This window comes from Pseudomonas sp. NY15435 (assembly GCF_048068295.1).
In the GTDB taxonomy this organism is placed as follows: Bacteria; Pseudomonadota; Gammaproteobacteria; order Pseudomonadales; family Pseudomonadaceae; genus Pseudomonas.
This window is the reverse complement of the sequence record NZ_JBLUQA010000014.1, coordinates 74,296-94,149: the sequence shown is the minus strand read 5'-3', so window position 1 is coordinate 94,149 and position 19,854 is coordinate 74,296. Positions and strand designations below refer to the sequence as shown.

General features: G+C 65.5%; 16 protein-coding genes. 6 read left to right on the top strand and 10 right to left on the bottom strand.

Annotated features, from left to right (window positions below):
• Positions 1-138: 138 nt before the first annotated feature.
• Positions 139-1,497: a DUF1329 domain-containing protein gene (locus ACNFH5_RS26455; RefSeq protein WP_416751222.1), complete on the bottom strand. Its 1,359-nt coding sequence runs from the start codon at positions 1,495-1,497 to the stop codon at positions 139-141.
• A 26-nt stretch (positions 1,498-1,523) separates the two neighbouring features.
• The gene (locus tag ACNFH5_RS26450; protein WP_416751220.1) at positions 1,524-3,377 is read right to left on the bottom strand and encodes a DUF1302 domain-containing protein; all 1,854 of its coding nucleotides are present in this window, start codon (positions 3,375-3,377) and stop codon (positions 1,524-1,526) included.
• Positions 3,378-3,660: 283 nt separating this feature from the next.
• Between ACNFH5_RS26450 and ACNFH5_RS26445 the strand changes: the two genes are divergently transcribed.
• The 3 genes from ACNFH5_RS26445 to ACNFH5_RS26435 all read left to right on the top strand — a co-directional run bounded on the left by ACNFH5_RS26445 (position 3,661) and on the right by ACNFH5_RS26435 (position 6,737).
• Positions 3,661-4,983: a CapA family protein gene (locus ACNFH5_RS26445; protein ID WP_416751219.1), complete on the top strand. Its 1,323-nt coding sequence runs from the start codon at positions 3,661-3,663 to the stop codon at positions 4,981-4,983.
• Between the two features lie 54 nt (positions 4,984-5,037).
• Positions 5,038-5,718, top strand: a complete 681-nt coding sequence (locus tag ACNFH5_RS26440; RefSeq protein ID WP_416751216.1) for a response regulator — start codon at positions 5,038-5,040, stop codon at positions 5,716-5,718.
• A gap of 344 nt (positions 5,719-6,062) precedes the next feature.
• Complete coding sequence (locus ACNFH5_RS26435) at positions 6,063-6,737, top strand: polysaccharide lyase family 7 protein (RefSeq protein WP_416751214.1); 675 nt, start codon at positions 6,063-6,065, stop codon at positions 6,735-6,737.
• A gap of 287 nt (positions 6,738-7,024) precedes the next feature.
• On the opposite strand, the gene ACNFH5_RS26430 is transcribed toward ACNFH5_RS26435, so the two are convergent.
• Complete coding sequence (locus tag ACNFH5_RS26430) at positions 7,025-7,825, bottom strand: helix-turn-helix domain-containing protein (protein WP_416751212.1); 801 nt, start codon at positions 7,823-7,825, stop codon at positions 7,025-7,027.
• A 170-nt stretch (positions 7,826-7,995) separates the two neighbouring features.
• Positions 7,996-9,042, bottom strand: a complete 1,047-nt coding sequence (locus ACNFH5_RS26425; protein WP_416751210.1) for an RNA methyltransferase — start codon at positions 9,040-9,042, stop codon at positions 7,996-7,998.
• Positions 9,043-9,169: 127 nt separating this feature from the next.
• Here ACNFH5_RS26425 and ampC point away from each other — a divergent pair, with 127 nt between their 5' ends.
• Together ampC and ACNFH5_RS26415 are read left to right on the top strand one after the other, a co-directional pair.
• On the top strand, positions 9,170-10,312 hold the full coding sequence (gene ampC / locus ACNFH5_RS26420) for a class C beta-lactamase (protein ID WP_416751306.1): 1,143 nt from the start codon (positions 9,170-9,172) through the stop codon (positions 10,310-10,312).
• Between the two features lie 270 nt (positions 10,313-10,582).
• On the top strand, positions 10,583-11,668 hold the full coding sequence (locus ACNFH5_RS26415) for an MBL fold metallo-hydrolase (protein WP_416751208.1): 1,086 nt from the start codon (positions 10,583-10,585) through the stop codon (positions 11,666-11,668).
• Between the two features lie 605 nt (positions 11,669-12,273).
• Here ACNFH5_RS26415 and ACNFH5_RS26410 read toward each other — a convergent pair.
• The 6 genes from ACNFH5_RS26410 to ACNFH5_RS26385 form a co-directional block, all read right to left on the bottom strand.
• Entirely contained in the window at positions 12,274-13,380 is a 1,107-nt protein-coding gene (locus ACNFH5_RS26410; protein WP_416751206.1) for a hypothetical protein, read from the bottom strand.
• A gap of 164 nt (positions 13,381-13,544) precedes the next feature.
• Positions 13,545-14,696, bottom strand: coding sequence for a M24 family metallopeptidase (locus ACNFH5_RS26405; RefSeq protein ID WP_416751204.1), 1,152 nt, complete (start codon positions 14,694-14,696; stop codon positions 13,545-13,547).
• Positions 14,697-14,786: 90 nt separating this feature from the next.
• Complete coding sequence (locus ACNFH5_RS26400) at positions 14,787-15,629, bottom strand: ABC transporter permease (protein ID WP_416751202.1); 843 nt, start codon at positions 15,627-15,629, stop codon at positions 14,787-14,789.
• Positions 15,626-16,477 (bottom strand): ABC transporter permease, encoded by an 852-nt coding sequence (locus ACNFH5_RS26395; RefSeq protein WP_054909776.1) that lies wholly within the window; start codon positions 16,475-16,477, stop codon positions 15,626-15,628. Before ACNFH5_RS26395 ends, ACNFH5_RS26400 begins: the two co-directional genes overlap by 4 nt.
• Position 16,478: 1 nt before the next feature.
• Positions 16,479-17,600: an ABC transporter substrate-binding protein gene (locus ACNFH5_RS26390; protein ID WP_416751199.1), complete on the bottom strand. Its 1,122-nt coding sequence runs from the start codon at positions 17,598-17,600 to the stop codon at positions 16,479-16,481.
• Positions 17,601-17,640: 40 nt separating this feature from the next.
• Positions 17,641-18,720 carry an ABC transporter ATP-binding protein gene (locus tag ACNFH5_RS26385; protein ID WP_416751197.1) on the bottom strand — a complete coding sequence of 360 codons (1,080 nt, stop codon included), beginning with the start codon at positions 18,718-18,720 and terminating at the stop codon, positions 17,641-17,643.
• A 155-nt stretch (positions 18,721-18,875) separates the two neighbouring features.
• Between ACNFH5_RS26385 and ACNFH5_RS26380 the strand changes: the two genes are divergently transcribed.
• Positions 18,876-19,745 carry a LysR substrate-binding domain-containing protein gene (locus ACNFH5_RS26380; RefSeq protein ID WP_045207678.1) on the top strand — a complete coding sequence of 290 codons (870 nt, stop codon included), beginning with the start codon at positions 18,876-18,878 and terminating at the stop codon, positions 19,743-19,745.
• Positions 19,746-19,854 lie beyond the last annotated feature (109 nt).

Below are 19,854 nucleotides of genomic sequence, written 5' to 3'. Positions count from 1 at the left end.
CGAGACCATGCGGATCGCGAGCAAGCTCGCCCCTACAAAGAGCCGCCTGCCCGCGAGATAGACGCAGGCGAAAAAAAGCGGCCCGAAGGCCGCTGAGTAAACACAAGGAGCGCCGGTGAGCGCCGGTACAGCCCGCCGTCAGCGGATACCCGTGGCGCGCAAGGCGTTGGGGGTGAAGTCGTTGCTGCTCGACTGCACGGCGAAGTCGTAGCTGCTCTTCTCCTCGTTGCGCAGGCCGGACACCGTATAGCGACCCGACAACACGTCGTAGTGGGTTTCCGCCGTCAGCCAGGTGAACTGCTGGTCGTAGAATGGCCGTGCATGCCCCTCGGACACACGCCAGAGGCTGCCACGGCCGTCGTAGGCATCGGCCTCGGCGATCTGCCAGCTGTCCTCGTCGATATACAGATCACGCTTGCTGTAGATGTGGCGCTGCCCCGGCTTCAGAGTCGCCACAACGTGCCACACGCGGTGCAGTTCGTAACGGGTGTGATCCGGATTCAGGTGGCCGGGCTTGACGATGTCGTCGTACTTCAGCGTCGGCGAGTCGAGCGCGAAGCTGTTGTAGGGGATGTACAACTCCTTCTTGCCCACCAGTTTCCAGTCGTAGCGATCCGGTGCGCCGTTGAACATGTCGAAGTCGTCGTAGGTGCGCATGCCTTCTGCGCCGGGGCTGTCATAGCCCACCTGCGGTGCGCGGCGCACGCGGCGCTGGCCGGCGTTGTACATCCACGCCATGCGCGGTTCCTTGACCTGGTCGATGGTCTCCAGGACCAGCATCACACTGCCCGCGCGGCGCGGCGGCGAGAGAATTTCCTGGCGGAAGTAGTAGAGGATGTTGTTCATCTTCGCCGGGTCGTAATCCTTGAGCCCGAACGGGAAGGCGAACTGCTCCTTCATGTAGCTGATGGTGTAGGCGCCGTTGGTCTGCGGGTTCATCTGCGCGGTAGTGCGCAGCATGGCATTGCTGCGGTAACGGGTGACGTGGTTCCAGATCACTTCCAGGCCGCTCTGCGGGATCGGGAACGGGATGGTCATGGTGAAGTTGTTCAGCCCGTTGCCGCCCTCGGCCAGCGAAGTGGCGGTGGCGTTCTTTTTCGCCGCGTCGAGTACCGCCTGCGGGTAGCTGGCGCTGCGGTGACTGGGGTAGACCGGGATGCGATAGGTCTCCGGGAAGCGCTGGAACATCGCCATCTGGCCAGGCGTCAGCTTGTCCTGATACTGGCTGGCATTCTGCGCGGTGATGGTGAACAGCGGCTTGTCGGCCACATACGGATCGGCGAGGAAACCACCGGCATCGACCTTGCCGGCATTGGGCGCCAGGCCACCGGTCCAGGCCGGGATACTACCGTCGGCATTGCCTGCCTTCTCGGCGCCAATCGGGGTGAGCTCATTGCCCAGGCGCGCGGCCTGGTCGGCACCGACCGCGGCCATGACCTGGCCGGCGAGCAGACTCAGCGTCAGGCAGCCCGCCTGCAACCATTGCTTGTTGTTCATGCTTGTACCTCTGGGACGGATAGGCATCAGAAGCTGACGCCCAGGCTGACGGCGAGGAAGTCGCGGTCGGTGTTGACGTTGTAATCGCCGCCGAAGTAGTCGGTGTAACTGATACTGGCGGTGTAGCGGCTCAGGTACTCGGCATCGACGCCAACGCTGACGGACTTGTCGCCTTCGTTGAAGGTCGGCCCATAGCCTTCCACGTCATGGGAGAACGCCAGGTTCGGGCGCAGCGAGATACCACCGATCAGGTCGTTGTATTCCAGGCCGGCGCGCAGGCGGTAACCCCAGGAGTTCTGGGTGTAGAAGCCCTTGTCGTTGCACTGGCTGGGGTTCGCGGTGTTGACCACCTTCTCGCACAGCGCGTTGCCCGACAGACCCAGCAAGGACGAGGAGCCGGCGTTGGCCAGTTCACCGTTGCCGTACACACTGCTGCGACCGAAGCGCAGGTCCGAGCCATCGGTGGAGCCCAGGTCGCCGATGTGACCGAAGCCGATCTCGCCGACCAGGGTCAGGCGTTCGGCAGCGATCAGCGGAATCTGGTCGAAGGTATTGGTGAAGGTCATCTGCGCCTGGGTGTAGGGCATGCGCTTGTAGCCCTGGATCAGCGAGCCGTATCTCGAGTCCGCCCAACCACTGGAGAAGATCGGCAGGCCGGCGTTGACCAGCGAGCTGGTGGAGGCCGAACCCAGCGTAGCGGCGCCGGAGACGTCGCTGGAGTTGATGCCCATGGGCATGTTCGGGCGGTAGCTGATCTCGCCCTGCACCGCGGTACTGCCCCAGGTGGTGTTGAAGCCCAGGCCGTAGAGGCGGATGTCCTCGGGGTAGTCCAGGTACCAGCTGGCGGTGCTGCGCCCGCCCTGCCCGATCAGGCCGCCCACCGGGTCGGCCAGTGCGCCCTTGCCCACCACCCAGTTACTGGTGGGCGTGCGGCTGTGGTAGTTCATCGCATAGGCCGAGAACTCGGTATCGTTGACCATCCAGCGCAATGCCACGCCGAACTGGCCGCCATCACGGGCGTCATGGTCGCGTGTACGTGGCACGTAGCCGTAGCCGCCCTTGATGCCGGTGCCGTCGATGTCGCGGTCAAAGTCGCTGCCGTTCACCGCCATGTTGATGTCGCAGCCCTTGGCCGCCACGTCACTACCGAAGAAGGTGCCGCAGTTGTCCGGCACGGTCTTCTCCCACTCCAGCTGGTAGAAGGCCTCCATGGACAGGGTGTCGGTGAGCCCCTGGTTGAAATACAGCATGCTCACCGGGATCAGCGCTTCCTTCACCTCGGAACCGGGGCGGCGCAGCGCGGCAACGTCCGCCGGGTTGATCGAGTTGATGCCGTTCTGGATGAAGGTGCTCTCGCCCCAGCTCACCACCTGGCGGCCCAGGCGCACAGTGCCCGGCAGGTCGTGCAGTTCATAGTTGTGGTAGAGGAAGGCATCGAGCAGCTCGGCGCCGGAAGACTGGGCGGCGGTATCGCGACCACTGTCGTCGATGTCGTAGAGCGGACGATGCTCGTCCTTCAGTTCGAAGTCGTACCAGTACTTGCCACGCAGGAACAGGCCGCTGTCGCCGTACTTCAGCTCCAGGTCGTGCAGGCCCTTGAAGATCTTGGAGAAGGTCTCGCCCTTCTTGAAGTTCAGGCGACCGTCATCGGAAGTCTGGCTGGACGCCGTGCCGCCGTTGCGGGTGCCGATGAATTTCTTGTCCGGGCTGTCCATTGCCCAGCTCGCGCCGACGGACAGGGTCGAGTCGAAGCGCCCCTCGATTTCCCCCACGTTGAAGCTCACTGCCTGAGCCGAAGATGCCCCGCCAAGGGCCATGCTGGTAGCCAGCGCCAGCGCGTGCGGCTTGAAGCCTGCGGCGCCGGTTATTGTTTTTTTCATGCTGCTCTCCGCCTGGATCGTGCTGGTCACGGCAAGCCGTGCCACCCCTGCTCCGCGGCTCTTGGGCCGGGAGGCGGACGCATGGTAAGAGCGCTGTCACAACGCTGACTGCTGAAAAAAAGTGATGCCCATAGCCAGAATGAAAACGCCGGCATCTCGCCGCTTGCGAGGCTTTGCGGGTGATAACCGACGGCTATCGCGATACCCAGGATTCAGCCGACCGTCGCCGCGCATTGCCCTAAAGTCCGCCGCCATCAGCGACTCCCCAACCCTGAGGTGGACCATGAAGATTGCGTTGACCGGCGACAGCATCCTGCAACGCCGCCTGAACAGCCGTGACGACGAAACCCTGCGCCCGCTGTTCGACCTGCTGCGCAGCGCCGACGTCAGCTTCACCAACCTGGAAGTGCTGCCCAACGACTTCCAGGGCGACGCCGTGCTGGAAAGCGGCGGCTCGCACTTCGGCGCGCCGTCATGGGTTCTCGATGAGCTGGTGGACGGCGGCTTCGACCTGTTCTCCACTGCCAACAACCACAGCCTGGACTACGGCATTGCCGGTCTGCACGCCGCCCATGCCCAGCTGAAAAAGCGCGAGCTGCTGTTCGCCGGCACCGGCCGCAACCTGGAAGAAGCCCGTCGCCCGGTGTACTGCACCAAACCCGCCGGCACTGTCTCGCTGCTGGCCTGCACCTCCACCTTCGGCAAGGGCCAGGAAGCCAGCGAGCAGACCCGCGACATGCCTGGCCGCCCCGGCCTCAACCCGCTGCGCTACGACACCGTGCACCAACTCGACGGCACACAGATGGAGGCCATGCGCGGCATCATCGCCAGCCTCGGCCTGGACCGCCTCTACCAGGGCGCGGTCGACCTGGGCTTCGCCCATCCGATCCCCGACCCGTCGCTGGCGGTGTTCGGCCCCTTTACCCCGCTGCTGTTCCGCCAGGGCGAGTCCTCGCGCCTGCGCACCCTGCCGCGCAAGAAGGACATGGACGAGATTCTGCGCTGGGTCGAAGAAGCGCGGACGATGTCGGATATCGTCGTGCTGAGCATCCACGCCCACGAACTGGGCCATGACGCCACCGGCGAGTGGAACCTGGAGGCGGCCGCCGAATTCATCCAGCCGGTGGCGCGGCGCATGATCGATGCCGGCGTCGACATCGTGGTCGGCCACGGCCCGCACCTGCTGCGCGGCATGGAGATCTACAACGGCAAGCCGATCTTCTACAGCCTGGGCAACTTCATCGGCCAGAACGAACTGGTGGAACGCCTGCCGGCGGACAGCTACGAGCAGTTCCGCGTGGACCGCAACCAGACGCCGTCCAAGGTATTCCTGCAACGCACGCAGAACGACACCCGCAGCTTCCCCTCCGATGCACGCTTCTGGGAAAGCCTGGTGCCGGTCTGCCAGTTCGACGGCCGGCGCCTGACCGGCATCGAGCTGCACCCGGTGAGCCTGGGCCTGGGCGAGGCGGTCCACCGCCGTGGCCGCCCGCGCCTGGCTGAAGGCGACCACGCACAAGCGATCCTGCAGCGCTTCGCCGCGCTGTCGGAGCCTTACGGTACTCGGCTGTCGGTAGACGGCTCGATTGCGCGTATCACACTCTGATACCGCAGCGCCGGGCAGCCACAAGCTGCCCGGCGCCCTCTTCTTCTCGTACTCATGACCACCGCTCGCATTCTCATCGTCGAGGACGACCTGCGCCTCGCCGCCCTCACCCGCGACTTCCTCGCACAGCACGGCCTGCGCGCCTGCATCGAGCCTGACGGCGGGCGCGCCGCCGACCGCGTGCTGGACGAACGACCGGACCTGGTGATCCTCGACCGCATGCTTCCCGGCGAAGACGGCCTGTCCATCTGCCGGCGCATCCGCTCCAGCTACCAAGGCGCGATCCTGATGCTCAGCGCGCGCTCGGAAGATACCGAGCAGATCGACGGACTGGAGAACGGCGCCGACGATTACGTGTGCAAACCCGTACGCCCCAGCCTGCTGCTGGCCCGTGTGCGGACCCTGCTGCGACGCCCGCGACCAGCCACAGAACCGCCGGATCGCCTGGAGCGCTCCGGCCTGGTCCTGGACGCTCGCCAGCGCGAAGCGCGCCGAGACGGCTCGCGCATCGACCTGACCGGAGCCGAGTTCGACCTGCTCTGGCAACTGGTTAGCCACGCCGGCCAGACCCTCGGCCGCGACGATCTGCTGCTGGCCCTGCGCGGCATCACCTGGGACGGACTGGACCGCTCCGTCGACGTGCGCATCGCCCACCTGCGCGCCAAGCTGGAGGAAGACCCGCAGCACCCGCTGATCGTCACGGTGCGCGGCAAAGGCTATCGTTTCACCGGATAACAGCCCCTGTAGGAGCGAGCTTGCTCGCGAACGGAGTCACCGGCGACACCGATGCTGCTCAGGTTCGCGAGCAAGCTCGCTCCTACCGGATAGTTCTGCGCTCGGATCGCCGCTCACCCTCTACCGATCGGTGCAGGATGAAACCACACGTCAGCCGGCACGATCTGCTCTCTCCCTGGGGAGACGGCCGGGGCGAAGGGAAGCGCAAACACAGGCCCATCCGTAAAAAGACAGTTGCTGCGACAAAGGCCAACTCTCCAAATGACCGCCCGGCTGAAAATTCGTCGCGCGAGGAACTCCTTCCAGTCAAACCAGGCACCCTCACCGCCGCAGGAGTGCCCGGCATGACCGTCAGCATCGACAATCTCAACATCGCCCTGCCCGTAGGCAAAACTCCGACCGATACCGTCTCCATCGAAATTCCGGGACCGCAGGCACTGGCGCAGTACCCCAACCTGGTGACGCGATTGCCGGACGGCAGCCTGCAACTCACCGCGCCCACCAAGGGTGTGGCGAGCAAGAGCGTCCACCGCACCCGCTGCGAGTGGAAGGAACCCATCTACTGGGCCCTGAGCGGCGCCACTGAGCATGTGAACCACCAGCTGATGAAGGTCACCCAGGTGAACTCGGCACAGAAAGTGGTGGTGGCGCAGATGCACGTGAAGGATGACGACAGCCCGCTGCTCAAGGTGTTCTGGCAGAAAGGCAAGCTGACCATGGGCTTCCGTCAGAACTTCAACCAGACCACTCCGGTGAACAGCACGGTGCTGGACAACGTACCGCTGGGAGCGGATTTCGATATCCTGATCCTCGCCACGTCCAGCCTGATGCTGACGGTGCAGGCCAGTTGCAACGGGCGCAATTCGGCGGTGCCGTCGATGCCACTGGATGCCAGCTGGGCGTCGCGGGTGTTCGATTTCCACGGCGGCGTCTACAACCAGATCGACTTCACTGACACGACATTGGCAAGCGATGCGTCGGTGTGCGTGATCAAGGACCTGCAGATCAGGCATGCCTGATGACAGGTGAGTTCGGCGCGTATCGGACATCGCTCGCGGACGCGGTCCGCTGCTGCAGGGGGCTCCTGTGCGAGCATCAACCCTCCCCCAGCCCCTCAGGGGAGAGGGATATCCCAGGCAAGGCGCCATCGAGCAAGACAGTCACTCCTGCGTCATCGTCGAGCGTAGGAGCGGACTCCGTCCGCGATGTCCCTGAGCTTGCTCCGTCGTAGGCGATGGAATCAGGCGATGGCGATCCCTTCGCTCCACGCCATCCTACATCTCTACGCCAAGCCTGCGCCTATGACTCAGGCCCGGCCACCCTGCCTGGCGGTGGTCTTCGGATACTCGCCGAACAGCGCGAAATACGACTGGGAGAATCGTCCCAGGTGCCAGAACGACCACTTCATTGCCACCTCGGCCACCGTCATGCCCGACTCGGCCGCAGCAAGCAGGTCACGGCGAGCGCCGTTGAGACGGCGGTTGCGCAGCCAGACGATGGGGGGAATGCCGGCATAATGCAGGAACGACTGCTGCAGGCTGCGCGGCGACACGCCGACCTTGGCGGCCAGCTCGGCCATGCCGAACTGCTCGTCGGGGCAGTCGTTCACCACTTCCTTGACCCGCTGCACCACGCGCTTGGCCTGGACGATGGAACGCGCGCGGCGCTCGCCATCCAGGGGCGCCTCGCACAGCAGCGAGAAGCAGTGAGAGACGATGCTCTGCGCCACACCCGGCGCATCCATCGGGTCGTCGCCGGTCGACGCGCCGGTGAGCAGGTTGCTCAGGGAGGTCGCCACCAACTGGCAGTGGCCTGAGCGCAGTGGCGTCAGCACCAGGTCGGCGAAGGCGTCGGCCGGCTGGCCCCAGTTCGCCGACTCCTTGATCACCACCGCCACCTCGCGGTAGTTCTCCGGCGTGACCCAGGCGTTGCGGGTTTCCCCATCGAGCAGGTAGAGGGCGTTGTCGGACATGTCGAAGCTGAACACCAGCGCGCCGGGCGGGGCGTGGAATTCCTGCTCCACGCGCAGGTTCATCTGCTCTTCGTAGAGCTCGATCCCCTCGACCTCGGCATGCAGGATGCGCCCGGAGAATCGCCCGGCGGACATCTGCGTGTACTGCTGTTCCCAACCAGGAATGGCTATGCGCTGCTGATCTACTTCTTGTGCTTCGACAACCCGGATCGCCATACCCAGCCCTGCTGGTTTTCTCAGATGCGGAAGGCTAACAACCGGCGCGATACCCGTGCAAGATCTCGAACAGCAAAGGCGCCCGGTAATTACTCGCTCAGACGAGAAATCCGCCGACCGGACGTGGCAATCAGCTCGGTCGCCCGCGCGCGCAACTGGCCACAGCCGCCGTCGACGTCCTGCCCGGCGCTGTTGCGCACCTTGGTCAGCACGCCCCGACTGTGCAGGTAGCGGACGATCTCGCCGATGCGCTCGCCGTCCGGACGCTGGTACTGGTCGCCTTCCAGGGCGTTGAAGGGAATCAGGTTGAGCACGCCGCGCTTGCCCTTGAGCAGGCGCAGGATGCCGTCGAGTTCTTCCTGGCTGTCGTTGATGCCCTTGAGCAACGTCCACTGGTACTGGATCGGGTAATCGGTGGCGCGCGCATAGGCCTCGCCCTGCTCCACCAGTTCCTCCGGGGTGAGCTTGGGCGCGCGCGGCAGCAGGTGCTCGCGCAGCTCAGCGTTACTGGTGTGCAGCGACAGCGCCAGCGCCGGCTTGATCCGCTGCTGCGGCAGACGCTCGAACACACGCGGATCGCCAACGGTGGAGAACACCAGATTCTTGTGGCCGATGCCGCCGTCGGTGCCGAGGCGGTCGATGGCTTCCAGAACGTTGTCGAGGTTGTGCGCCGGCTCGCCCATGCCCATGAACACCACCTTCTTCACCGGCCGCACGCGACGCGCGAGGACCAGCTGGGCGACGATCTCGGTGGTGGAAAGCTGGCGCAGCAGGCCGCTCTTGCCGGTCATGCAGAAGCGGCACCCCACGGCGCAACCAACCTGGGTAGACACGCACACGCCGCCGCGCGGTAGCAGCACGCTTTCCACCATCTGCCCATCGGCCAGGCGCACCAGCAGGCGTTCGGAGTTATCGCCTGCGGGATGACGCGAATGGACGGTCGCCACGGCGTCCATCTCGATGGCGAGCTGCGCCACGCCATTGCGCACGTTAAGCGGCAGGAAGTCCTCGCTCGCCTGCCGCTTGGTGCCGGCATCCAGTGGCTTGCCCTGCAGCCAGGCGCGCAACATCCGCCCGCGATGCAGGGGCAGCGCGCCGAGGTCGGCGAGACGTTGGTCGAGGTCGGTGATTCGCATGGGGCGCGAATCCTACCACCGCGCGCTGCCGGGGCGTAGCGCTGCCGGTCGCACTGGAGCGTTCGCCGACTGGATGCTAGGGTCTGCCCATTGCAACGCCAAGGACGCCTCCATGTATCCAGAGCTCATGCGCCGGACTGCCCCGCTCGCACTCAGCCTCATTCCCCTCCTCCTCGCCAATCTCGCGCACGCCGCCCCGCCCGATTTCGACGCCAAGGTGAACAAGCTCGCCCAGCAGGTGATGCGCGAGCAGAACATCGCCGGCCTCGCCATCGGCGTGACCGACCATGGCGAGCAGCGTTTCTACAACTTCGGCGTGGCATCGAAGCAGAGCAAACAGCCGGTGAGCAGCGACACGCTGTTCGAGATCGGTTCGGTGAGCAAGACCTTCACCGCCACCCTCGCCGGCTTCGCCCAGGCCGTTGGCAAGCTCAAGCTGGAAGACAGCCCGACACGCTACCTGAAGGAACTGCGCGGCAGCGCGCTGGACAAGGTGACGCTGATCCAGCTTGCCACCCACGTCACCGGCGGCTTCCCGCTGCAGTTGCCCGACGAGGTGAAGACGCCCGAGCAGCTCACCGACTACTACAAGACCTGGCAGCCGCAGTACCCCGCCGATACCCAGCGCACCTATGCCAACCCCAGCGTCGGCCTGCTCGGCATCGCTACCGCGCGTGCCCTCGACGTGCCGTTCAAGACTGCGATGCAACGCAACGTCTTCGCGCCGCTGGGCCTGAGCAACACCCACATCGACGTACCGGTGACGCGCCAGGCCATCTACGCCCAGGGTTACGACAAGGACGATGCGCCGGTGCGGGTGAACCCCGACCAGGTCGCCGACGAGGCCTACGGGGTGAAGTCCAGTAGCCGCGACCTGCTGCGTTTCGTGCAGATCCAGCTGGGCGAGGTGAAGCTCGGCGACAAGCTGCGGGCAGCGGTGGATGCCACCCGCACCGGCTACTACCAGGTTGGCCCGATGACCCAGGACCTGATCTGGGAGCAGTACGCCTACCCGCCCAAGCTCGCCGAACTGCAGCAGTACAACGGCAGCAGCATGGTGCTGGAAAGCCAGCCGGTCACCGCCCTGCGCAAACCGCTGGCGCCGCAGCAGGACGTGTGGGTGAACAAGACCGGCGCCACCAATGGCTTCGGCACCTACGTCGCCTTCATCCCGGCGAAGCAGCGCGGCATCGTCATCCTCGCCAACCGCAATTATCCCAACGAAGTGCGGGTGAAGCTGGCCTGGGACATTCTCTCGAAGCTGGATTGAGGCGCGCCATGCCAGTGATCGCGTCCGTGTGGCGCTCCTGCAAGCAGCCCGACGCGTGCTTTTGCGTAGGAGCGGACTTTTTCCGCGATGTCGGCCCGGCGGCTCCGGCGTCAAGGCTCGCGAGCAAGCTCGCTCCTACCGGGTTCTCCCGAGGTGCGCGGCCTGTATCGATGACGGTGATGTTCTGAATCAAAACGCCGGTAATGATCCCTGGCGGCGGAGTCTGTAGCGTGCTCAGCTGACAGACTCCGCCACCAGAGGATCAGTGCCTTGCCCCGCCTCCCACTGCAACGCGCGCCCATCGACGACTACAGCCACTCACCGCATTACATCGCCGGGAGATTCCGCAACCTCAAGGCGCGCCCGGCCAACATGCCCGAACCGAGCGCAAAGGTGCTCTGGGATGTTCTGTTCAACAAACCGAAGAACACCGTGCCGCGTGCCCCGGTGCCCGTGCGCGCACTGACGCCGGAGGAACTGGAGGCCGCACCTGATCGCAGCCTGTACCGCCTCGGCCACTCCACCCTGCTGCTCAAGCTGCGCGGCGGCTGGTGGCTGACCGACCCGGTGTTCTCCGAGCGCGCCTCGCCCTTCAGCTTCGCCGGGCCCAAGCGCTTCCACGCGCCGCCGATTGCCCTGCAGGACCTGCCGCCGATCCGCGGTGTGATCCTCTCCCACGACCACTACGACCATCTCGACCGCGCCACCATCGCCGTGCTGGGCGAGCGCGCGGAGGTCTTCCTCACCCCGCTGGGCGTGGGCGACCGCCTGCTCGACTGGGGCGTGCCGGCGGAGAAAATCCGCCAGCTGGACTGGTGGCAGAGCACCGCGGTGGACGGCTTGTGCCTGACCGCTACCCCGGCGCAGCACTTCTCCGGCCGCGGCGTGCGCGACGGCAACCGCACCCTGTGGTGCTCGTGGGTGATCGAGGACGACAGCCTGCGCATCTTCTTCAGCGGCGACACCGGCTACTTCGACGGCTTCGCTGAAATCGGCCGGCGCTTCGGCCACTTCGACCTGACGCTGATGGAGACCGGCGCCTACAACGAAAACTGGCCTTACGTGCACATGCACCCGCAGCAGACCGTGCAGGCGCACCAGGACCTTAACGGCCGCTGGCTGCTGCCGATCCACAACGGCACCTTCGACCTCGCCATGCATGCCTGGTACGAACCCTTCGAGCGCGTACTGGAAATCGCCGGCGAGCGTGGGCTGACCGTCACCACGCCGATGATGGGCGAGCGCATCGACATCCAAGCACCGCACCAGGGCGAGCGCTGGTGGCGCGGCGTGGTCGCCGAAGAATCCCGTACTCCAGCGCCGCGTTGTGGATGCCGAACGGCGCGGGAAGGTTGAGCTCGCCAGGACCAGATGCCAATCGCGGACAAAGTCCGCTCCTACCTGACGCAGCCATGTAGGAGCGAGCTTGCTCGCGAACCGCCCAGCGCGGCACCTGCCGACGTATCACGGACAAAGGTTTGCTTCTACGCGCACGGAAGTGCCAGGCAACCGCGTAGGAGCGGACTCCGTCCGCGATGTCTCCCCGGCGGCTCCAGCATCGCGTCGGAAGGTTCGCGAGCAAGCTCGCTCCTACAGTTCACCCGGGCTATGGCGCGGCTACTGGCTGGGACTGCTATCGAACGCGGTGATGTTTCGAGTCGAAGCACCGGTAATTATCCCCGGCACCTGAGCTGCCGGCAGGCGATCGCGGATAAAGTCCGCTCCTACCTGACGCAGCCATGTAGGAGCGAGCTTGCTCGCGAACCGCCCAGCGCGGCACCTGCCGACGTATCACGGACAAGGTTTGCCTTTGTGCCTGCCAGGCAACCGCGTAGGAGCGGACTCCGTCCGCGATGTCTCCCCGGCGGCTTCAGCGTCGCGTCGGGAGGTTCGCGAGCAAGCTCGCTCCTACAGAAAGCCGACCTCCCGGCGCGGACGAGTTGCGCTGGGGGATCGGCCGTTCAGGCAAACTTCCATCCTGCCGTCGCCAGCCGTGTTTCCAGTGAGGCAAGGTCGGCTTCGACTCGCGCAGCCGGTTCCGGCATGTACGCCAACGGATCGGGCAGCGTGGACGACTGACCGAGGAAGCCTTCGGTTGCGGCATGCAGGCAGTACGCGCTGTAGGCCGGGTTGTAGCCGCCCTCCTGAACGACCAGCAGCCGCCCGGCGCAAAGCTCGTCGGCCAGCGCACGGGCGCGGCGGGCCAGGCGGTTGAAGCCCTGCATGGTCACCAGTTGGCGGCCGTTGGGGTCGAACTGCGAGGCATCCAGGCCGTTGGCGATGATCAGCAGGTCCGGCTTGAAAGCGCGCAACGCCGGCTCGACGAAGCGGCTGAAGACCATCTCGTAGAGCTGGTCGCCCGATCCCATGGGCAGCGGCAGGTTGAGGTTGCTGCCCAGCCCGGCGCCATAGCCGCGCTCGTCCGCCGCACCGGTCTGTGGATGGCTCGGCCCCCAGGCGCCGTGGTCCATGTGCAGGGACACGGTGAACACCGACGGATCGTCGTAGAAACCCTCCTGGGTGCCATTGCCGTGGTGCACGTCCCAGTCGACGATGGCGACACGTTCGAGACCGGCCGCCTGGGCTGCGCGAGCGGCTATCCCGGCATGGTTGAAGAAGCAGTAGCCGTCCGCCATGGCGGGCGCAGCATGGTGGCCCGGCGGGCGCACCAGCGCCATGGCCGGATGGCCGCTGGCCAATACGCTCTCCAGCGCCGCCAGGCTGGTGCCGGCAGCGGCCAGCAGCCCGGCGAGACTTCCGGCGGACATCAGCGTGGTGCTGCTGAAGCGCTTGCCGGCGGCGTCCGCCTCGAAGATGCCGCGCAGGTAGTCGGCATCGTGGAAACTCAGCAACTCCTCTTCGCTGGCATGGCGACCTTCATGCCAGCGCAGCGAGCCGGCCACCGGCCCGCGCTGGAGGATGGTGCGCATGTTCAGCAGCCGCGGATTGCTCTCCGGGTGTTGCAGCTGTTCGGCCAGCAGGTCGCTGGGCGGCGCCTCGAACACGCCAGCGGCAGTGTCGTGGCGCAGCACGTCGTCGTGCCAGAAAACATCCATCGTGTGACTCATCAGAAGCCCTCGGTTTCCATCACTGCGCCCGTGGGCGCAGGCATGCTTCAACTAAATCCATACGGGTTTGCATTCAGCCGGAGAACCAGGCGAGCGGCCGAAGACAGTGCTTCCAGCACGACGAGGCCGCCCAACGACGTTATACGGCTGGAGGAGAGCCCGTATCAGTCGATGATGGTGAGTTCCGGCGGCAACTCCGACAGGCTCGCCGAGCCCTTCTCGCCGCACAGCACGGTGTCGCCGAGCTTGATGCCGAAGCCCTCGTTGTACAAGGACAGGTTGGGCTCGATGGAGAACGACATGTTCGGCTGGAACACGTGGTCGTCGGCCTCGTCCACCATCATCGCTTCCAACCAGGTCGGCGGGTACGCAAGACCGAGGCTGTAGCCGATGCGGTGCACGCGGGTGCGCGAGAGGTCGATGCGGTCGAGGATCTGGTTGCACACGCGGTTGGCCTCGCCCACCGGGGTGCCCGGCTTGGCGATCTCGATGGCGGCGTTGAAGGCCTCGGTGAGCAGGGTCGCCACTTCCTTCACACGCGGGCTGGGTTTGCCGATCACCGCGGTGCGCATGAGGATGGCATGGTATCTGTTGCACACACCGGCGTGTTCGAGGATCACCACGTCGCCATGGCTGATGGTCTGACGGTGCGGCATGGCGTGGGTCATGGTGCTGCGGCGGCCGGTGGCGCACATCGGGCTGATCGCCGAGTACTCGCTGCCGGCGCGGCCCAGGGCGTTGGCAACGATGCCGGCCACTTCCACCTCGGAGATGCCCGGACGCAGCGCCTCGAAGGCGGCCAGCATGCCCTGGTCGGCCATGCGCGCGGCGCTGCGCTGGTATTCGATTTCCTCGGCGGTCTTGATCAGGCGGTTCTCGGCGACCAGGGGGCCGGCGTCTTCGAAGCGCGCCTCGGGCATGTAGCCCAGCAGCGCGTTATATTGCGCCGGGGAGAAGGTCGAGGCGGTCATTTCCAGGCCGATGCGCGCCTGACTCAAACCCGCCTGGGCCAGCACGTCGGCAACGATCTTCAGCGGGTCCTGCTTGGCGATGTCATAGAAGATCGCCTCGTTGATGCACGACAGCTCCCAGGTGCAGGGCTCTTCGCTGGTGCGGGTGATGAACACCGGCTCGGCCAGCTTGGGCGAGATGATCAGCGCCTGGTACCAGAGGAAGCCCAGGCTGTCGAAGCCGCTCAGGTAGTTGATGTTGTCCGGGTAGTTGACCACCAGGGCATCCAGGCCACGGTCAGCCATGCGGCGTTTGACGGCTTCGACGCGTTGACGGTAAGTGCGAGCGGGGAAAGCAGTAAGCATGGGGACTCCCTCCTCAGGGACAAGGTGCAAGCGACACAGGTGTTCTTGTTTGGGGCCGCCATCGGGCGGCCGTATGCGGGGTTGAAACAGTCAGCTGGGTGGTTGCTGTCGCGCCAGGTACAGGCGCACCAGCATCACCACCAAGGTGAGGATGATCATCAGGGTGGACACGGCGGCAATCGCCGGGTCGAGGTTGTAGCGCAGGCCGTCCCAGATGCGCTTGGGCAACGTCACCACGTTCAGGCCGCTGGTGAACAGCGTCACCACCACCTCTTCCCAGCTCATCACGAAGCCCATGAAGAAGCCGCCGGCGACGCCACCGCGCACATTGGGCAGCAGCACGTTCCACAGCGTCGGCCAGAGCCCGGCGCCGAGGGAACGCGAGGCCTTGTACAGGCTCTGGTCGAGCCGTGCGTAGGCCACCAGCAGGGCGATCACCGCGTACGGCAGCGCCATCAGCAGATGGCCGAAGCCCACGCCCAGCAGGCTGTCGAGCACACCCAGGCGTGCATCGAGGTAGTAGATCGACATGGCCGAGACCACCTGCGGGACGATCATCGGCAACAGCACGATGGCGGTCAGCAAGGTGCGGTACCGGCGCTGCAGCCAGATGCCGGTGGCGAACAGGAAGGCCAGCGCCGTGGACAGCGCGCCGACCACCAGCGCCAGGCCGAGGCTCTGCAGGATCGACACCAGCCAGGCACCATCGAACAGCGTCGCGTAGTGGCGCAGCGACCAGCCGCCGTCCGGGAAGGCCAGGTAGCGCTGGTTGCCGAACGACAGCGGGACTATCACCAGGATCGGCAGCAGCAGGAACAGCGCGGACAACGCCAGGGCGGCCCAGGACAGCCAGCGGCCGACCTGCGGGCGTGGCAGTTGCGGCTTTTTCACGCCCTTGGGGATGGCGGAGAGATAGGTTCCCTGCGGAGTCACAGCTCAGCCCTCCCGAGCAGGCGGCGGTAGCCGATGAGTTGTCCGAACAGCAGCGCGCAACCCACCACCAGCAGCATCAGCACGATGCTCAGGGCGGCGCCCAGGCCCCAGTTGGACAGCTGGAACATCTGCACGTAGATGTACTCCGCGAGCATCGCCGCCTTGCCGCCGCCCAGCAGCGCCGGGGTGACGAAGCAGCCGAGGCTGAAGACGAAGACGATGGCCGATGCGGCGACCACGCCGGGCAGCGTCAGCGGAATGAAGATGTCCTTGAGCGTCTGCCAGTGGCTGGCGCCCAGGCTGCTGGAAGCCCGCAGCAGGCTGTCGTCCACCTGCTTGAGCGAGGACAACAGCGGCAGCACCGCGTACGGCACCATGAAGTGCACCATGCCGATCAGCGCGCCCAGTTCGTTGCGTACCAGCGGCGGCGGCGCGTCGAACCAGCCCGTGGCCATCAGCCCCTGGCTGACCAGGCCGCCGTTGCGCAACAGCACCAGCCAGGCGAAGGCGCGGATCAGCATCGACAGCCAGAACGGCAGCAGCACGAACAATTCGATCAGTTGCCGGCCACGCGGCGTCGCAAAACGCCAGCGGTAGGCGATCAGGTAGGCGATGGCAACGCTGATTGCGGTGGTCAGCAGGCAGATGCGCAGGGTGCGCCAGATCACTGCCTGCAGGTTGGCGTTGTCGGCAATCGCCGCATAGTTCTGCGTGCCCCACTCGGGCAGGCTGAAGCTCCAGCCCAGCACGCCAAGGGTCGGCAGCAGGTAGCCGACCACCACGAGCAATGGCAGCGGCAGGATCAGCAGGCCGTAGACCGGCAGCACGCCCGGTGCGAAACGTCGCATCTCAGCCACCGATCAGCGCGAGGTAGCGCTCCAGGGTTTCACCGTAGTGTTCGGCGTGCCACTTGTTGTTCAGCGACACCTGCTTCTTCAGGTTGTCCGGCGCGGTGGGGTTGATCGCCTGCAGCTGGGCGCTGAGCAGGTCGTTGGCCTTGAGGTTCACCGGGCCCATGTTGTAGACCTCCATGAGCTTGGCCTGGACCTCCGGGCGCAATGCGTAGGCGATGAACTCCATGGCCGCCTTGGCGCCGGCCGGGTTGCCCTTGGGCACCATCCACACCGAAGGCGAGACGATGCCGCCGTCGAAGCCCCAGTCGATCTTGCCGCCAGTGTCGTTCTTCACCAGCTCGGCGCGGGTGTGCCACATCTGCGCCATGCTCACCTCGCCATCGCGGATCAGCTGCTGCGACTCGGCGCCGGTGGACCAGTGGGTGGCGATGTGCGGCAACAGTTCCTCGATCTTGCGCAGGGCGCGGTCCACATCCAGCGGGTAGAGCTGCTCCGGCGGCACACCGTCGGCCAGCAGCGCGCATTCGAGGTTGGCGCTCATCCATTTGTAGAGGGTGCGTTTGCCCGGGTACTTCTTCACGTCCCAGAAGTCGGCCCAGGACTTGGGCGGGTTCTTGCCGAACTGCTCATGGTCGTAGCCGATCACGTAGCTGTAGGTGTAGTTGGCGAGGCCGAAATCATGCACGTCGCCGTAGCCGATCAACGACTTGTCGACGATGCCGAAATCGATGGGCGCGAGGAACTTGTCCTTGCCCAGTCGATAGGACGAATACATCTCGCCGTCGCATACGTCCCAGCGCACCGCGCCGCTGCTGACCTGGGTCTTCAGCGCGCCCTCGGTGGGGCCGCTGCCGTCCACTTTCAGGGTAAGGCCGGACGCCTGGTCGAAGCCGCCGAAGCTCTTTTCGAAAGCCGGCACCGCATCGCCGCCCCAGTTGGCCAGCACCAGGTTGCCGCCAGCAGCGAAGGCACGGCTGCCGGAGCCGAATGGCAAGGCACTGGCGGCGGCGAGCAGCAGCAGGCTGCGGTTGAAATCGCGACGGCTGATGCCGGCGCGCTCGCTTTTCTCGGCGGCGATTTCGATGGCGTCTTCGATGAAGCCTTGGCGTTCTTTCATTGTGATTGCTCCCCGATCGTTTGTTTTCGTTATGCGTGTGTCAGGCGGACAACAGGTGGCAGTGCTGCGGCGACCAGCTGCACCAGTAGCGCTGGCCGCTGCGCAGATCGGCCAGCAGCGGGTGCGCGACCGGCAGGCGCAGGTCGAGGCGCTCGCCCTGCTCCAGGGTCAGTTCGAGGTTGACGTGGGCCCCCTGGTAAGTGGCGTTGCCGACGGTGGCGCAGAGGCCGTTGTCGCGGCCAACGTCCTGCAGCGGGCGCAGGTCGATGTGCTCCGGGCGCACTGCCAGCCAGCTCTTGCCGCCCTGGCTCGCCTGGGCCGAGTGGGCCACGCGCAGGTGCTGGCCGCGAAAATCACAGAGCATGGCTTCTGCCTCGCGGCCCACCACGCCGACCTCCAGCAGATTGGTATCGCCGAGGAAGTTGGCGACGAAGCGGCTGGCCGGACGTTCGTATACCTCGCGCGGTGTGCCGACCTGCTCCAGGCGGCCCTTGTTGAACACGGCGATGCGGTCGGACAGCGCCAGCGCTTCCTCCTGGTCGTGGGTGACGAAGACGAAGGTGGTGCCGAAGTCCTTGTGCATGCGCGCCAGCTCGCCCTGCATTTCCTGGCGCAGACGGCGGTCGAGGGCGGACAGCGGCTCGTCGAGGAGCAGGAGTTTGGGCTTGAACACCAATGCACGGGCCAGCGCGACACGTTGCTGCTGGCCACCGGAGAGCTGGGCGATACCGCGATTGCCCATACCGGCCAGCCCGACGCGCTCCAGCACGTCCGCCACCCGGCGCTCGATCTCCGCGCCCGGCACCTTGCGGATGCGTAGCGGGTAGGCCACGTTCTGCGCCACGCTCATGTGCGGGAACAGCGCGTAGCCCTGGAACACCACGCCGAAATCGCGCTGGTCCGGCGACAGCTGGGTGATGTTGCGGCCGTCCATCTCGATATGCCCTTCGCTGGGCTCGACGAAGCCGGCAAGCATCATCAGCGTGGTGCTCTTGCCCGAGCCCGAAGGGCCGAGCAGCGTGAGGAATTCGCCCTGGCGAATGCTCAGGCTGAGGTCGCTCAGGACCTGCAGGTTGCCGTAGCGCTTGCCCAGGCCGAGCAAGTCGACGAAATGCTGCATGGCGGGTCTCCAGCCGTTTGTTCTTGTGATTGGGTGTTGGCTTGGGGACATCTTCTGTGCAAATTTAACTAACGACAATTCAATAGATTTCCATCTGAATCGTTAGTCAAATTCACACAAAAAGGTCCTCCATGCGTCAGAACAGTGCGTTCCGAATGCCCTCCCTCATCGCTCTGCGCGCTTTCGAGGCACTGGTCCGGCAAGGCAGCATCAGCCGTGCGGCGCTGGAGCTGCACGTCACTCACGGGGCGGTCAGCCACCAGGTGAAGAAGCTGGAAGAAGAGCTGGGCATGGCGCTCGTGGAGCGCCAGGGCAAGGGCGTGAAACTGACCGCCGCCGGGCGCCAGCTGAGCCAGCAGATCAGCAGTGCCTTCGACCAGCTACGCGACATTCGCCGCGCCCTGCCCAGCGAGGAACCCGCCGGCGAACTGCGCATCGCCTGCGCTCCTGCATTGCTGGCGCGGGTGTCGTCGCTGCTGGAGAAATTCCTGCGCAACTATCAGGAAGTCGCCCTGCACCTGCTGCCGATGAGCAGCGACCTGGGCCAGGTGGACATGGTGATTTCCTTCGGCGAGACGCACATCGAGGGCCAGCGCTTCGCCGCGCTGGGCGACATCCGCTATTTCCCGGTGTGCAGCCCGCGTCTGCTCAACACCCAGGAGCATCTGCGCAAACCGCGCGACCTGGCGCGCCAGGTGCTATTGCACGAGGACGATGGTTTCGACTGGAGCCGCTACTTCCTGGCCGCCGGGGTGCCCGGCTTGCAGGCACGGCAGAACGTCTTCCTGCCCGACGCCTACCTGACCATCCGCGCCGCACTGGCCGGCGGCGGCGTGACCATCAGCGACCATATCCTGGCTGGCGAGGAACTGGCCGAAGGCCGCCTGGTGCGTCTGTTCGACATCGACTTCCCGGCGCCTCATCCGTACTTCCTGATCATCCCGCCCCACGGCAACCAGGCGTTGGCGCGGGAGTTCGCCGACTGGCTGCTGCATGAGCTGGAGGCGATTCCGGCGTTTGATTGATGAGGGTTTGCCTTTCGCCGGAGCGTGAGGAGTAACCCATCCTACGTTGGAGGCTATCCGGCAAGGTCCGCGTTGGGCGTTCGCGAGCAAGCTCGCTCCTACGAAGAGC

Excerpts from the sequence above, each read along its gene's own strand:
- ACNFH5_RS26430 (WP_416751212.1), bottom strand. The coding sequence starts at position 7,825 with ATGTCCGCCGGGCGATTCTCCGGGCGCATCCTGCATGCCGAGGTCGAG.
- ACNFH5_RS26380 (WP_045207678.1), top strand. The coding sequence starts at position 18,876 with ATGCCCTCCCTCATCGCTCTGCGCGCTTTCGAGGCACTGGTCCGGCAA.
- ACNFH5_RS26450 (WP_416751220.1), bottom strand. The coding sequence starts at position 3,377 with ATGAAAAAAACAATAACCGGCGCCGCAGGCTTCAAGCCGCACGCGCTG.
- ACNFH5_RS26390 (WP_416751199.1), bottom strand. The coding sequence starts at position 17,600 with ATGAAAGAACGCCAAGGCTTCATCGAAGACGCCATCGAAATCGCCGCC.
- ACNFH5_RS26435 (WP_416751214.1), top strand. The coding sequence starts at position 6,063 with ATGACCGTCAGCATCGACAATCTCAACATCGCCCTGCCCGTAGGCAAA.
- ACNFH5_RS26405 (WP_416751204.1), bottom strand. The coding sequence starts at position 14,696 with ATGCTTACTGCTTTCCCCGCTCGCACTTACCGTCAACGCGTCGAAGCC.
- ACNFH5_RS26410 (WP_416751206.1), bottom strand. The coding sequence starts at position 13,380 with ATGAGTCACACGATGGATGTTTTCTGGCACGACGACGTGCTGCGCCAC.
- ampC (WP_416751306.1), top strand. The coding sequence starts at position 9,170 with ATGCGCCGGACTGCCCCGCTCGCACTCAGCCTCATTCCCCTCCTCCTC.
- ACNFH5_RS26385 (WP_416751197.1), bottom strand. The coding sequence starts at position 18,720 with ATGCAGCATTTCGTCGACTTGCTCGGCCTGGGCAAGCGCTACGGCAAC.
- ACNFH5_RS26440 (WP_416751216.1), top strand. The coding sequence starts at position 5,038 with ATGACCACCGCTCGCATTCTCATCGTCGAGGACGACCTGCGCCTCGCC.
- ACNFH5_RS26455 (WP_416751222.1), bottom strand. The coding sequence starts at position 1,497 with ATGAACAACAAGCAATGGTTGCAGGCGGGCTGCCTGACGCTGAGTCTG.
- ACNFH5_RS26395 (WP_054909776.1), bottom strand. The coding sequence starts at position 16,477 with ATGCGACGTTTCGCACCGGGCGTGCTGCCGGTCTACGGCCTGCTGATC.
- ACNFH5_RS26425 (WP_416751210.1), bottom strand. The coding sequence starts at position 9,042 with ATGCGAATCACCGACCTCGACCAACGTCTCGCCGACCTCGGCGCGCTG.
- ACNFH5_RS26445 (WP_416751219.1), top strand. The coding sequence starts at position 3,661 with ATGAAGATTGCGTTGACCGGCGACAGCATCCTGCAACGCCGCCTGAAC.